Source organism: Streptococcus pseudopneumoniae (assembly GCF_001074565.1).
In the GTDB taxonomy this organism is placed as follows: Bacteria; Bacillota; Bacilli; order Lactobacillales; family Streptococcaceae; genus Streptococcus; species Streptococcus pseudopneumoniae_J.
The window spans coordinates 74,512-87,947 of record NZ_JUQX01000045.1 but is presented as its reverse complement, the minus strand read 5'-3'; the positions used below and the strand labels follow the sequence as shown (position 1 = coordinate 87,947).

Annotated in this window: 14 protein-coding genes; 9 read left to right on the top strand and 5 right to left on the bottom strand. The window is 41.7% G+C overall.

Annotation, left to right across the window (positions count from 1 at the left end):
- Nucleotides 1-51 precede the first annotated feature (51 nt).
- From ADI74_RS07330 to nt5e, 5 genes are all read right to left on the bottom strand, one after another.
- The gene (locus tag ADI74_RS07330; protein WP_049538021.1) at nt 52-1,557 is read right to left on the bottom strand and encodes a zinc ABC transporter substrate-binding protein AdcA; all 1,506 of its coding nucleotides are present in this window, start codon (nt 1,555-1,557) and stop codon (nt 52-54) included.
- A 9-nt stretch (nt 1,558-1,566) separates the two neighbouring features.
- Entirely contained in the window at nt 1,567-2,373 is an 807-nt protein-coding gene (locus ADI74_RS07325; protein WP_000950023.1) for a metal ABC transporter permease, read from the bottom strand.
- Complete coding sequence (locus tag ADI74_RS07320; RefSeq protein ID WP_049538020.1) at nt 2,366-3,070, bottom strand: metal ABC transporter ATP-binding protein; 705 nt, start codon at nt 3,068-3,070, stop codon at nt 2,366-2,368. Before ADI74_RS07320 ends, ADI74_RS07325 begins: the two co-directional genes overlap by 8 nt.
- Nucleotides 3,070-3,510, bottom strand: coding sequence for a zinc-dependent transcriptional regulator AdcR (gene adcR / locus ADI74_RS07315; protein ID WP_001249328.1), 441 nt, complete (start codon nt 3,508-3,510; stop codon nt 3,070-3,072). Before adcR ends, ADI74_RS07320 begins: the two co-directional genes overlap by 1 nt.
- Before the next feature lie 149 nt (nt 3,511-3,659).
- Nucleotides 3,660-5,711 (bottom strand): cell surface ecto-5'-nucleotidase Nt5e, encoded by a 2,052-nt coding sequence (gene nt5e / locus ADI74_RS07310; protein ID WP_049538019.1) that lies wholly within the window; start codon nt 5,709-5,711, stop codon nt 3,660-3,662.
- A 420-nt stretch (nt 5,712-6,131) separates the two neighbouring features.
- Between nt5e and ADI74_RS07305 the strand changes: the two genes are divergently transcribed.
- The 9 genes from ADI74_RS07305 (at nt 6,132) to ADI74_RS07270 (ending at nt 13,435) form a co-directional block, all read left to right on the top strand.
- Nucleotides 6,132-6,446, top strand: a complete 315-nt coding sequence (locus ADI74_RS07305; RefSeq protein WP_000420682.1) for a YdcP family protein — start codon at nt 6,132-6,134, stop codon at nt 6,444-6,446.
- Nucleotides 6,447-6,461: 15 nt separating this feature from the next.
- Nucleotides 6,462-6,848 carry a YdcP family protein gene (locus ADI74_RS07300; protein ID WP_000985015.1) on the top strand — a complete coding sequence of 129 codons (387 nt, stop codon included), beginning with the start codon at nt 6,462-6,464 and terminating at the stop codon, nt 6,846-6,848.
- 28 nt (nt 6,849-6,876) lie between these two features.
- Nucleotides 6,877-8,262, top strand: a complete 1,386-nt coding sequence (locus ADI74_RS07295; RefSeq protein ID WP_000813488.1) for an FtsK/SpoIIIE domain-containing protein — start codon at nt 6,877-6,879, stop codon at nt 8,260-8,262.
- Between the two features lie 2 nt (nt 8,263-8,264).
- A complete protein-coding gene (locus tag ADI74_RS10910) occupies nt 8,265-8,417 on the top strand; it encodes a hypothetical protein (protein ID WP_000879507.1) in 153 nt (50 codons plus the stop codon).
- A gap of 22 nt (nt 8,418-8,439) precedes the next feature.
- Entirely contained in the window at nt 8,440-9,645 is a 1,206-nt protein-coding gene (mobT, locus tag ADI74_RS07290) for a MobT family relaxase (RefSeq protein ID WP_000398284.1), read from the top strand.
- A 42-nt stretch (nt 9,646-9,687) separates the two neighbouring features.
- The gene (locus ADI74_RS07285) at nt 9,688-9,909 is read left to right on the top strand and encodes a hypothetical protein (protein WP_001009056.1); all 222 of its coding nucleotides are present in this window, start codon (nt 9,688-9,690) and stop codon (nt 9,907-9,909) included.
- Between the two features lie 116 nt (nt 9,910-10,025).
- The gene (locus ADI74_RS07280; protein ID WP_000342539.1) at nt 10,026-10,523 is read left to right on the top strand and encodes an antirestriction protein ArdA; all 498 of its coding nucleotides are present in this window, start codon (nt 10,026-10,028) and stop codon (nt 10,521-10,523) included.
- A gap of 88 nt (nt 10,524-10,611) precedes the next feature.
- Nucleotides 10,612-11,004, top strand: a complete 393-nt coding sequence (locus ADI74_RS07275; protein ID WP_239682814.1) for a conjugal transfer protein — start codon at nt 10,612-10,614, stop codon at nt 11,002-11,004.
- Nucleotides 10,988-13,435 carry an ATP-binding protein gene (locus tag ADI74_RS07270; RefSeq protein ID WP_049538016.1) on the top strand — a complete coding sequence of 816 codons (2,448 nt, stop codon included), beginning with the start codon at nt 10,988-10,990 and terminating at the stop codon, nt 13,433-13,435. Before ADI74_RS07275 ends, ADI74_RS07270 begins: the two co-directional genes overlap by 17 nt.
- The last annotated feature ends 1 nt before the right edge of the window (nt 13,436 follow it).

Below are 13,436 nucleotides of genomic sequence, written 5' to 3'. Positions count from 1 at the left end.
GATAAAGTTTCTAGCAAAAAATCCCGCAGATTTGCGGGATTCTCTCTTGCATCAATGCGCCAACATTTCTTGGGCGATTTCTTGGCCAGATAGGTTATCTGGATAGTAGGTTGGCCAGTTATCCATCTCTTCAAAGAGGGCTTCTTGGCTAGTACCTCCAAAGAAGATATGGAAATGTTCTGCCTTGACTGGGGCGATATTGTGGTCACTAAACTGAACATACTTGAACTGTCCAGCGTCCGCATCTGTCGCTTCAAAGAGGAAACGCACGCCACGATTGCCTTTCTTATAAGTCAAGATTTTCTTGCCGACATACTTGTAGGTGAATTTCTTGCTTTGGCCACCTTGAACAAATTCCATAGTGTTGTCAGTGATGTTGATCTTAGTCACATCTGTCTGATAGCCTTTTCTATAGTAAGCCTTGTACTCATCTTTGGTCATCTTGCCAGTCAACTTAGCCTTGTAGTCAAAGACTTGATCAAAAGTTCCATCCTCAAGGAAAGGATAGACAGATTGCCAGTTACCAACATAGTCACTCAAGGAGCGGTCCTTGACATCTGCATCCTCAAAGTAACCATTGTGAACTGTCTTGGTGTTTTCTTCCTTCTCTGGCTCAATTTCCGTCCCTTCTTGATCTGTTGTCTGCTTGAGAGCCTTGAGGTTTTTCTCCATCACGGAGATATAGTCCTCACCGGCCTTGGTTGCTTCTTCTGTCAGACTTTCTAGCGGATTGAGCACATCTAGTTTGACGCCTGTTTCTTTGGAAAGGGTATTGGCAAGGGCTTGAGAGGCATTCTCTTCAAAGTAGATATAAGAAATCTTGTTTTTCTTGATATACTCTGTCAACTCTGCTAAACGAGCTGCTGATGGTTCTGCGTCTGGTGAAAGACCTGAGATGGATACTTGCTTGAGACCGTAGTCCAAAGCCAAGTATCGGAAGGCTGCGTGCTGGGTCACGAAACTCTTTTGCTTCGCTTGAGACAAGCCATCTGTGTAGGCCTTGTCCAATGCTTGCAATTTTTCAATATAGGCAGCTGCATTCTTCTCAAAAGTCTCTTTTTTATCAGGATAATCTGCTGACAAGCTGTCACGGATATGCTCTACCAGTTTGATGGCGCGTGCTGGTGAAAGCCAAACGTGGGGATCGTAGTCGTGATGGTGACCCTCACCGCCATGATCATGCCCTTCCTCTTCTTCCTCACCACCTGGCAAGAGGAGCATATCACCTGTTGCCTTGATAGTTTTCACTTTTTTCTTATCCAAGGATTCTAACAATTTTGGAACCCATGTTTCCATATTTTCATTTTCATAGACAAAGGTATCTGCGTCTTGAATTTTGGCAACTGCCTTGGCAGACGGTTCATACTCATGGGGTTCTGTACCAGCACCGATTAGAAGTTCTACATTAGCAGTATCTCCTGCGACTTGTTTGGTAAATTCGTAGACAGGGTAAAAGGTTGTCACGATATTTAGCTTCCCATCTGCCTGTTTTTGATTGGAACAAGCCACTAAAAACAGGGCACATAGACTAGCCAGTAGTAAGCTAATTTTTTTCATTTCATTCTCCTATTTGATAAAACGTTTCAGTAGACTGACTAACAAAAAGACAGCTACAAAGATAATGGTAATACTAGCGCTAGCAGGGGTTTCCGCATAGTAGGAAATATAAAGTCCTGCCACCATTCCCAAAAAGCCAATAGCGCTGGCTAGTAACATAACGGATTTGAAGTTTTTCCCCAGACGAAGGGCAATACTAGCTGGCAAGACCATAATGGTCGATACCAAAAGAGCTCCTGCTGCTGGAATCATAAGGGCAATCGCCACCCCTGTCACCATGTTAAAGAGGATAGACATGGTACGAACTGGCAAGCCATCCACAAAGGCCGTGTCCTCATCAAAAGTCAGGATATACATTGGTCGCAAGAACAAGAAAGTCAAGAGCAAAACGACCGCAGCAATGGCAAAGAGGAAAATCACCTGCTCCTGGCTAATAGTCACAATAGACCCAAAGAGATATTGGTCCAAACTCATGGAACTCGAACTTTTCCCCTTACTCATGACGATAAGGGAGACTGCAAGCCCTGTAGACATGAGGATAGCTGTCCCGATTTCCATAAAGTTCTTATAGACTGTACGGAGATACTCCAGAAAGACAGCAGCGATCAGGACAATAGCAATGGTTGAAATAGTTGGAGAAATCCCCAAAACCAGACCAAAGGCTACTCCTGATAGAGAAACGTGACTGAGGGTATCGCTCATGAGACTCTGACGACGTAAGATAAGGAAAGTCCCAAGAACTGGAGAAAAGAGACTCATGGCAATGACCGCCAAGAAGGCACGCTGCATAAAGTCATAAGATAACAAACTAAGCATGGTCCACCTCCTGGTCGCTTTCGTGAACGTTAAAACAACGCCACGGCGAGTCTTGGTTACGGACTAGATGGATATTGCGATCTGCGTAGTCCTTGATCTCCTCAGGGTCATGGGTAATCATCAAAACAGCCTTGCCATGATGGTGGGCACTATGGTGCATGAGTTCGTAAAATTCATTTTTGCTTCCAGCATCCATCCCTGTCGTCGGCTCATCCAAGACAAAGATATCTGGGTCAGAAGCAAACATCCTTGCAATAACTGCTCGTTGCTTTTGCCCTCCCGAGAGAGAGCCAATTCGTTTGTCACGATGTTCCCACATACCAACTGAGTCTAGACTGGCCTTGATATGTTCCTCATCATGGGCGTTCAAGCGACGAAACCAGCCCTTTCGCGGATAACGACCCGACTTGACAAATTCATAAACCGTACTTGGAAAACCAGCATTAAAACTGGCTATCTGCTGGGGAAGATAAGCGATCCTAAGCTTTTTCCCATGAGTGTTTGTCTTTGAGATGGTTACCTTACCAAATCTTGGTTGCAAGATGCCTAGACTTGCCTTAATCAGCGTCGTCTTGGCAGCCCCATTTTCACCAGTCAAGGTGACAAACTCCCCACTATCAACACTATAGTTGATATGCTCGAGGACAGGCTCTTTGTCATAATAGAAAGACAAGTCCTCTACTGTAATATACCTCATTATTTGATTTCTCCTACTAAAGCAGTTAAAAACCGCTGGATAACTTCTTGTTCATTTGGAGTAAACTGACTTGCCACTTGTTCATAGGCTAAGAGCGTGTGCTCATGATGGTGGTGGTGTTCCTCTGCTACCGGTCGAGCTAGTTCTGTCAGTTGATAAAAGATCACACGCGCATCCTTTGGATCTCTGGATGTCTCTAACATACCCTCTTTGACCAAAGACTTGATAGCCTTGGTCACTGCCGCCTGACTGACATTGAGACGACGGGCCAACTCCGAGTTGGTTAGGGATTCTTCTGATAAGAGCATGAGGATGTGTTCCTGAGTATTGGTCAAGGCAACGTCACTCGTGCAATGCCCGATTAGAATTTCATGCTGGTTCTCAGATCTCAAGATCACCTCGTTTAAAAAGTTATCGATTTCCTGCGCAAGCTGTCTCATGTGTTACTCCTTCCCTAGCTATCTTTTTCGTAAAAAAACATAGATAGCCACCGATTCTTTACTGGTTAATTATATCATAAACCAAAAAAGAGTCAAGGGAAAAAGGCGTAAAAACGTTTCCCTAGACTCTTCTAGATATGAAATTTAACCTATTTTTGCTTTGGTTTTCGACTCGACAAGATACCTGCCAAACCAGCTACCATTCCCATTAAGAGCAAGAAGATGGACTGTTCGCTTCCTGTATTTGGGAGGGCTTTTTCTGAGACAACTGCTTTCTTGCTAAATTGACCTGCCACCTCATAAGTCAATGGCACATTTGTAGTCGCATCGTTAGCAGCCGCATTCGTTTGAGGCGTTTCTACCGGCAGACTAAAAGTTGTAGAGTCCACAGAAATCGTCCGTGAGTTCGGATTAATCTTTTCATACTGGGTCAAATCAGCGGTTTTCAGATACTCTTCAAAGGCAGCATCCATAGATGGGCCTTCTTCACGAGCGCCACCCAACATAGTGTAGCCATCACCACCCGCAGCTAGGAAATCATTGGTTGCAAGATAGTAAGTTTTTGCGAGGTCTAGGAGATCATAACGACCAGTCGTGCGGTTTTTGACCTGGATGGCCAAGACACGTTTTCCTGATGGTAGATTAGTATCATAGTAGACCTTCACACCTGAAACTTGCAAGAAGCCACCACTTGGTTCTAGCAATGGTTGGCCGTTCTCATCCAAGACCTTCTTGCCATCCTTATCGACCTGCAAGATAGAGCCGAGTGACTTTTCAAACATATCCAAAACTTGTTGCCCAGTCACTTGGATTTGTGAGATGGTATTTCCAAACGGAAGAACAGCTATGACATTTCCTTTAGTGATTGGTTTGCCTTTTGCAATGGTTTCACGCAAGCCACCACCATTTGTCACAGCGATGTCTGTCGGATGGCTAAATCCTGTTTGACCATACTGATAGAGGGAGTCCGCTACGACGTTTCCGAGGTTAGTTTCACGAACCCGAACATTTTCACGATCACCGTTTAGTTCTACAGGGCTGTTTGAAACGACTTCAACAGCATTTTCAGCATCGTATTTTTGTTTAATGTCTTTGACTAGTTTTTCAACTGTAGGATTAGCTGGTAATTTTTTAGCATCAGCAGCCGGAATCTGAGTTGGATTGCCCAAAAGCTGACGTGATTTGTAGGTGATTTTTCCTACATTATGAAGGTAGCTTCCCGTCTGGTTATAGGTAACATTATCTCCATAGGTCGTTGATTCTACTGTATGAGAGTGACCGTCGATTACTGTTACGCGTTTCCCTTTCAAACGAGGATTTTTAGAGAGAGCTTCTGCCAAGGTTGAACCACGCCACTCGACTGGAGTTGTGGTATCTACACCCAAGTGAGCAAGCACAACATAGTGTTTGTAGTCCTTACCTTCTGCACGAGCCTTGGCTTGAACTTCTTCGATGACCTTATTGACTTCAGAGATTGGATCTGTAAAAGTTACCCCTTTAATGTTTTTAGGGTGGGTTTTTGTAGCAGTTTCAGGTGTTGTCACGCCGATTACAACAAACTCATCACCTTCCACAGTCTTATCTTTATCAACGATTGTGGAAGCTTCAAAGAGACGAGCACCATTGACGTAGGTATTTGAACTAAGTAATGGGAATTTCAAGATTTCCTTGTATTTTTTAACTTCATCAAGACCAAAGTCAAACTCATGGTTTCCTACTGCCATGGCATCATACTGCATCTGATTGAGAATTTCAGCGCGTGCTTCACCCTTAGTAGAGTTGGAAATCGGTAAACCTTGGAAAGCGTCTCCCGCGTCAACAACCAGAGTATTTTGATTTGATTTTGCACGCTCCTGCTCAATGACAGTCGCTAACTTGGCATCTCCAATTACTCCTTTTTCCTCTACAATACGACCATGGACATCATTAGTGTGTAAGATAACGGTGTCCTTTTCTTCGCTTTTAGGAGATTCAGCAGGAGCTGACGGAGTTTCTGCAGGTGCAACCGCTTCTGAAGTTTCCGAAGTTTCCGGTACCGCAGGGCTCTCAACAGGAGCTGGAGTCGCCGACGTAGCAGGAGTCGCTACAACAGCTGAACTTTCTGCAGGAGTTGTTGCTTCTTCAGCGTATACTTGTCCAGCTAAGAAGGCTGGAGCTAACAGGGCTGTCGATAAGACAGGTAACAAAGAACGTTTGTTCATTTTAAAATCCCTTTCTTTTCTTTTTCTCTTTTATATTATACGCTATTTCTAAAAATTTTGAAACTTTTGACCTATTTTTATCTTAAAAATAGCATAAAAATCTATTTATCCGCATAAAAACTGGACTTATCACACTTTATCAAGGTCAAAACCACTCAATTTACTACTAATTTACTACTTATGAATGAGCTTTGATACGACGATTTATCCTTGAAAAGTGAAGATATAAAGATACTTCCAATAAAATTTGAATATTTAATAGGTAGACACTTCAAAAAATGAGGTGTCTATTTTTTTACCCGATTTTGAAAGGAAGTGAACTTATGAAAACAAAAAATCAAGAATCAAAAGGTCGTTCCCCACTCTTTAAGACCATCAAACATTCATTCAGCCAATAAAAAAGAAAGGATAGGTAAAAATATGGAACTTAAATTTGTGATTCCCAACATGGAAAAAACATTCGGCAATTTAGAATTTGCTGGCGAGGATAAAGTCGTTCAGCGAAGAATCAACGGACGGCTAACTGTCTTATCAAGAAGCTATAATCTCTATTCTGATGTTCAAAGAGCAGATGATATTGTGGTGGTGCTTCCTGCTGAAGCTGGCGAAAAACATTTCGGCTTTGAGGAACGTGTGAAGTTAGTCAATCCACGTATTACCGCAGAGGGCTACAAAATCGGCACTCGTGGTTTTACAAATTACCTTTTACATGCTGACGACATGATAAAAGAATAAAGAAAGAGAGGAAAAATGATGAGATTAGCAAATGGCATTGTATTAGATAAAGACACGACTTTTGGAGAATTGAAATTCTCTGCTCTACGTCGTGAAGTGAGAATCCAAAATGAAGACGGGTCGGTTTCAGATGAAATCAAGGAACGTACCTATGACTTAAAATCCAAAGGACAAGGACGCATGATTCAAGTAAGTATTCCTGCCAGCGTGCCTTTGAAAGAGTTTGATTATAACGCACGGGTGGAACTTATCAATCCCATTGCGGACACCGTTGCTACTGCCACCTATCAAGGAGCAGATGTTGACTGGTATATCAAGGCAGACGATATTGTGCTGACAAAGGATTCTAGTTCATTCAAAGCTCAACCACAAGCAAAGAAAGAACCGACACAAGACAAATAGTCGCTAGGTAGAAAGGAGACTTTTTCGCATGAAACAGCGTGGTAAAAGGATTCGCCCATCTGGTAAAGATTTAGTCTTTCATTTTACGATAGCGTCACTCCTGCCTGTTTTCCTGCTGGTTGTCGGACTGTTTCATGTGAAGACAATCCAGCAGATCAACTGGCAGGATTTTAACCTATCACAAGCAGATAAGATTGACATTCCCTATTTAATTATCAGTTTCAGTGTCGCAATTCTTATCTGCTTGCTGGTAGCGTTTGTATTCAAACGGGTTCGCTATGATACGGTTAAACAACTTTACCACCGTCAAAAACTGGCAAAGATGATACTTGAAAACAAGTGGTATGAATCTGAACAGGTCAAAACAGAGGGTTTCTTTAAAGATAGTGCTGGTCGTACAAAGGAAAAGATAACCTACTTCCCTAAAATGTATTATCGACTTAAAAATGGCTTGATACAGATACGGGTGGAAATCACGCTGGGAAAATATCAAGACCAACTCTTACACTTGGAAAAGAAATTAGAGAGTGGCTTGTACTGTGAGCTGACGGATAAAGAGTTAAAGGATTCCTATGTGGAATATACTTTGCTCTATGACACCATAGCCAGTCGTATTTCTATTGATGAAGTAGAAGCTAAAGATGGTAAACTTCGCTTAATGAAAAACGTATGGTGGGAATATGATAAGCTCCCTCATATGTTGATTGCTGGTGGTACAGGTGGCGGTAAAACTTACTTTATACTGACACTGATTGAAGCCTTGCTTCATACAGATTCAAAACTGTATATTCTTGACCCGAAAAATGCTGACCTTGCGGACTTAGGTTCTGTGATGGCAAATGTCTACTATAGAAAAGAAGACTTGCTTTCTTGCATTGAAACATTCTATGAAGAAATGATGAAACGTAGTGAGGAAATGAAGCAGATGAAGAACTATAAGACTGGCAAAAATTATGCTTACTTAGGTCTCCCGGCACACTTCTTAATCTTTGATGAATACGTCGCTTTCATGGAAATGCTGGGAACAAAAGAAAACACCGCAGTTATGAATAAGCTGAAACAGATTGTCATGTTAGGTCGTCAAGCTGGCTTCTTTCTAATACTGGCTTGTCAACGTCCAGACGCAAAATATTTAGGCGACGGAATCCGTGATCAGTTTAATTTCAGAGTGGCTTTAGGTCGTATGTCTGAAATGGGCTATGGCATGATGTTTGGCAGTGACGTACAAAAGGATTTCTTCTTAAAGCGAATCAAAGGTCGTGGCTATGTTGATGTAGGAACAAGTGTCATATCAGAGTTTTATACTCCCCTTGTACCAAAAGGATATGATTTCTTGGAGGAAATTAAAAAGTTATCCAACAGCAGACAGTCCACGCAGGCGACGTGCGAAGCGGAAGTCGCAGGTGTGGACTGATCTTGCTGGCTGGTGTGGCAATAGCCACGCCAGCACTTAACCCCCCGTATCTAACAGGGGGGTACAAATCGACAGGAAACAGTCAAAAAAACATTAGAAAATCCTTTGGTTACAAGGGATTTACAAAATTTCAGCGTATGTCAAATGGGCTTTAAAAGTTGACATACGCCTTTTTGATTGGAGGGATTTTTACTGAATGAACAAACTTGGTTACAGCATTTAAAAGAAAAACGCTTGGCTTATGGACTATCTCAAAACCGTTTAGCTGTTGCGACTGGTATTACAAGGCAGTATCTAAGCGATATTGAAACAGGAAAAGTCAAGCCATCAGAGGATTTACAGCAGTCCCTTTGGGAAGCTCTGGAACGCTTCAATCCCGACGCTCCCCTTGAAATGCTGTTTGATTATGTAAGGATTCGCTTTCCGACAACAGACGTACAGCAGGTGGTCGAAAACATCTTACAACTGAAACTGTCCTATTTTCTTCATGAGGACTATGGTTTCTATTCTTATTCAGAGCATTATGCTTTAGGCGACATATTCGTCCTTTGCTCCCATGAACTGGACAAAGGAGTTCTGGTGGAATTGAAAGGTCGTGGGTGCAGACAATTTGAAAGCTATCTTCTGGCACAACAAAGAAGCTGGTATGAGTTCTTTATGGACGTTTTGGTGGCTGGCGGTGTGATGAAACGCCTTGACCTTGCCATTAACGATAAGACAGGGATTTTGAATATCCCTGTACTCACTGAAAAGTGCCAACAGGAAGAATGTATCTCCGTCTTCCGCAGTTTTAAAAGCTATCGCAGTGGCGAACTGGTACGCAAAGAGGAAAAGGAATGTATGGGAAACACCCTCTATATCGGTTCATTACAAAGTGAAGTTTATTTCTGTATCTATGAAAAGGACTACGAGCAGTACAAGAAAAATGATATTCCCATTGAAGACGCAGAAGTAAAAAACCGTTTTGAGATTCGATTGAAAAATGAGCGTGCCTATTATGCAGTCCGTGATTTACTCGTCTATGACAATCCAGAGCATACCGCCTTTAAAATTATCAATCGGTATATCCGTTTTGTAGATAAAGACGATTCCAAACCTCGTTCTGATTGGAAACTGAATGAAGAATGGGCTTGGTTTATTGGGAACAATCGTGAACGATTAAAACTAACCACAAAACCAGAGCCTTACTCCTTCCAAAGGACGCTGAACTGGCTATCTCATCAAGTTGCCCCGACCTTAAAGGTTGCGATTAAACTTGATGAAATCAACCAGACGCAGGTTGTAAAAGACATTCTCGACCATGCGAAACTGACAGACCGACACAAGCAGATTTTGAAGCAACAGTCAGTAAAAGAACAGGACGTGATAACAACAAAAAAATAACTCAAATACAAATTCATTGAATATAGAGAGGAGAACATTTTTATGAATTTTGGACAAAACCTTTATAACTGGTTTCTATCAAACGCTCAATCACTGGTGCTTTTAGCAATCGTTGTGATTGGCTTGTATCTTGGCTTCAAGCGTGAGTTTAGCAAACTGATTGGCTTTTTAATTATTGCGATTATTGCGGTTGGCTTAGTCTTCAACGCTGCTGGAGTAAAAGACATTTTACTAGAGCTATTCAATCGCATTATTGGTGCTTAAATAAAACCGTTCTTTTGTGGAATATAAGTGGTTTTCTTATGTTCCGCAAAGGAATGGTACACCAAACGAAGTGCGGTAGGGATTTTTGAATCTCTACAAAGAAAGGACGTGAATATATGGACGATATGCAAGTCTATATTGCGAATTTAGGCAAATACAATGAGGGCGAATTGGTCGGTGCGTGGTTTACCTTTCCCATTGACTTTGAGGAAGTCAAAGAGAAAATCGGCTTGAATGATGAATATGAGGAATACGCCATTCATGACTACGAGTTACCCTTTACGGTTGACGAATACACTTCCATTGGCGAACTCAATCGACTATGGGAAATGGTATCGGAATTACCCGAAGAATTACAATCGGAGCTATCTGCTCTGCTCACTCATTTTTCAAGCATTGAAGAACTAAGCGAACATCAAGAGGATATTATCATTCATTCCGATTGTGATGATATGTATGACGTGGCACGCTACTACATTGAAGAAACGGGTGCTTTAGGCGAAGTACCAGCTAGTCTTCAAAACTATATTGATTATCAAGCCTATGGTCGGGATTTAGACCTTTCAGGAACGTTTATCTCAACCAATCATGGGATTTTTGAAATCGTCTATTAAATCTGTCGGTACATTACTACTGGCAGATTTTCTATTTTACGGGGTGGCTCAATCAGCTACCCCTATTTTTTATGAAAGGATTGATTACATGAAGAAAATACGAAGCTATACCAGTATCTGGTCTGTGGAAAAGGTACTGTATTCTATCAATGATTTTAGACTTCCGTTTCCCATAACCTTTACGCAAATGACATGGTTTGTCGTGTCACTCTTTGCAGTGATGATACTTGGCAACTTGCCCCCTCTTTCCATGATAGAGGGAGCATTTCTCAAATACTTTGGGATTCCTGTGGCTTTCACATGGTTTATGTCTACAAAAACTTTTGATGGTAAAAAGTCTTATGGATTTTTGAAGTCTGTCATTGCTTATGCACTGCGACCAAAGCTGACCTATGCAGGAAAAAAAGTAACGCTTGGCAGAAACCAGCCACAAGAAGCCATTACAGCAGTTAGGAGTGAATTTTATGGCATATCCAATTAAATACATTGAAAACAATCTCGTCTGGAATACAGACGGGGAATGTTATGCTTACTATGAGCTTGTTCCTTACAATTACTCATTTCTAAGTCCAGAACAGAAAATACAAGTGCATGATTCTTTCAGACAGCTTATCGCACAAAATCGTGATGGCAAAATTCATGCTTTACAAATCAGTACAGAATCCAGCATACGTTCTGCACAAGAGCGTTCCAAAAATGAAGTCACTGGCAAGCTCAAAGCGGTTGCCTATGACAAAATCGACCAACAGACAGACGCTTTAATATCCATGATTGGCGAAAATCAAGTGAACTACCGTTTCTTTATCGGCTTTAAGTTGCTTCTCAACGATCAGGAGTTTTCTATGAAAAGTCTTACCGTTGAAGCAAAAAATGCTTTGTCTGATTTTGTCTATGATGTGAACCATAAGCTGATGGGCGATTTTGTTAGTATGAGTAATGATGAAATCCTGCGTTTTCAGAAGATGGAAAAGCTCTTAGAAAATAAAATCTCTCGTCGTTTCAAAATCCGCAGGTTAGATAAGGACGACTTCGGCTATCTGATTGAACACCTTTACGGACAGACAGGCACTGCCTATGAAGAGTATGAGTACCATCTATCAAAGAAAAAGCTGGATAATGAAACGCTGATTAAATACTATGACTTGATTAAGCCTACTCGCTGTTTGGTGGAAGAAAAACAGCGATATTTGAAAATCCAGCAGGAAGATGAAACCGTCTATGTAGCTTACTTTACCATTAACAGCATTGTCGGAGAACTGGACTTCCCGTCCTCTGAAATCTTCTACTACCAGCAACAGCAATTTACATTCCCGATTGATACGTCAATGAATGTGGAAATTGTAGCGAATCGTAAAGCCCTATCTACTGTCCGCAATAAAAAGAAAGAACTGAAAGACTTGGATAACCACGCTTGGCAAAGTGATAATGAAACCAGCTCCAATGTGGCGGAAGCTCTGGAAAGTGTGAATGAGCTGGAAACCAATTTAGACCAAAGCAAGGAATCTATGTACAAGCTGTCTTATGTGGTAAGGGTATCAGCAAATGATCTTGACGAACTCAAACGTCGTTGTAATGAAGTGAAAGATTTTTATGACGATTTAAGCGTAAAACTGGTACGACCATTTGGGGATATGCTCGGCTTACATGAAGAATTTTTACCTGCCAGCAAGCGTTATATGAATGATTATATTCAATACGTGACCTCTGATTTCCTCGCTGGTTTAGGTTTTGGTGCTACTCAAATGCTGGGGGAAAATGAGGGGATTTATGTTGGCTACAGCTTAGATACTGGACGCAATGTCTATCTGAAACCTGCTCTTGCCAGTCAAGGGGTTAAGGGTTCAGTAACCAATGCGTTAGCGTCGGCTTTTGTTGGTTCGCTGGGTGGTGGTAAATCCTTTGCGAATAACCTTATCGTCTATTATGCGGTGCTTTATGGGGCACAAGCAGTGATTGTAGACCCAAAAGCAGAACGTGGCAGATGGAAAGAAACCTTGCCAGAGATTTCCCATGAAATCAATATCGTCACTCTGACTTCTGATGAGAAAAACAAAGGCTTACTTGACCCTTATGTGATTATGAAAAATCCCAAAGATTCTGAATCACTGGCTATTGATATTCTGACATTCCTTACGGGGATTTCCTCTCGTGATGGGGAACGCTTCCCAATCCTTAGAAAAGCCATTCGTGCAGTAACCAATAGTGAAGTACGAGGGTTGATGAAAGTGATTGAGGAATTACGGGTTGAGAATACGCCACTAAGTACCAGTATAGCCGACCATATCGAAAGTTTTACAGACTATGACTTTGCACATTTATTATTCAGTAATGGTTATGTGGAGCAGTCTATCAGCTTAGAAAAACAACTGAACATTATACAGGTTGCGGACTTGGTACTTCCCGACAAGGAAACTTCCTTTGAGGAATATACCACTATGGAGCTTTTATCCGTTGCTATGCTGATTGTCATTAGTACCTTTGCTTTAGACTTTATCCATACAGACCGAAGCATTTTCAAGATTGTAGATTTAGACGAAGCATGGAGCTTTTTACAGGTAGCACAAGGAAAAACACTATCTATGAAGCTGGTTCGGGCTGGTCGTGCTATGAACGCTGGGGTATATTTCGTGACCCAAAATACAGACGACCTCTTAGATGAAAAACTGAAAAATAACCTCGGCTTAAAATTTGCATTTCGTTCCACTGACCTTAACGAGATTAAAAAGACCTTAGCCTTTTTTGGTGTAGACCCAGAGGACGAAAACAATCAGAAGCGATTGCGTGATTTGGAAAACGGGCAATGCCTTATCAGTGATTTATATGGTCGTGTCGGTGTGATACAGTTCCACCCTGTATTTGAAGAACTGCTCCATGCCTTTGATACCAGACCACCTGTGCGAAAAGAGGTGTAAA

What these genes read in the sequence shown, in the direction of transcription:
- ADI74_RS07330 (WP_049538021.1), bottom strand. Translation starts at nt 1,557, where the DNA reads ATGAAAAAAATTAGCTTACTACTGGCTAGTCTATGTGCCCTGTTTTTA.
- ADI74_RS07285 (WP_001009056.1), top strand. Translation starts at nt 9,688, where the DNA reads ATGAATTTTGGACAAAACCTTTATAACTGGTTTCTATCAAACGCTCAA.
- ADI74_RS07325 (WP_000950023.1), bottom strand. Translation starts at nt 2,373, where the DNA reads ATGCTTAGTTTGTTATCTTATGACTTTATGCAGCGTGCCTTCTTGGCG.
- ADI74_RS07305 (WP_000420682.1), top strand. Translation starts at nt 6,132, where the DNA reads ATGGAACTTAAATTTGTGATTCCCAACATGGAAAAAACATTCGGCAAT.
- ADI74_RS07275 (WP_239682814.1), top strand. Translation starts at nt 10,612, where the DNA reads ATGAAGAAAATACGAAGCTATACCAGTATCTGGTCTGTGGAAAAGGTA.
- ADI74_RS07280 (WP_000342539.1), top strand. Translation starts at nt 10,026, where the DNA reads ATGGACGATATGCAAGTCTATATTGCGAATTTAGGCAAATACAATGAG.
- nt5e (WP_049538019.1), bottom strand. Translation starts at nt 5,711, where the DNA reads ATGAACAAACGTTCTTTGTTACCTGTCTTATCGACAGCCCTGTTAGCT.
- ADI74_RS07320 (WP_049538020.1), bottom strand. Translation starts at nt 3,070, where the DNA reads ATGAGGTATATTACAGTAGAGGACTTGTCTTTCTATTATGACAAAGAG.
- ADI74_RS07300 (WP_000985015.1), top strand. Translation starts at nt 6,462, where the DNA reads ATGATGAGATTAGCAAATGGCATTGTATTAGATAAAGACACGACTTTT.
- ADI74_RS07270 (WP_049538016.1), top strand. Translation starts at nt 10,988, where the DNA reads ATGGCATATCCAATTAAATACATTGAAAACAATCTCGTCTGGAATACA.
- adcR (WP_001249328.1), bottom strand. Translation starts at nt 3,510, where the DNA reads ATGAGACAGCTTGCGCAGGAAATCGATAACTTTTTAAACGAGGTGATC.
- ADI74_RS07295 (WP_000813488.1), top strand. Translation starts at nt 6,877, where the DNA reads ATGAAACAGCGTGGTAAAAGGATTCGCCCATCTGGTAAAGATTTAGTC.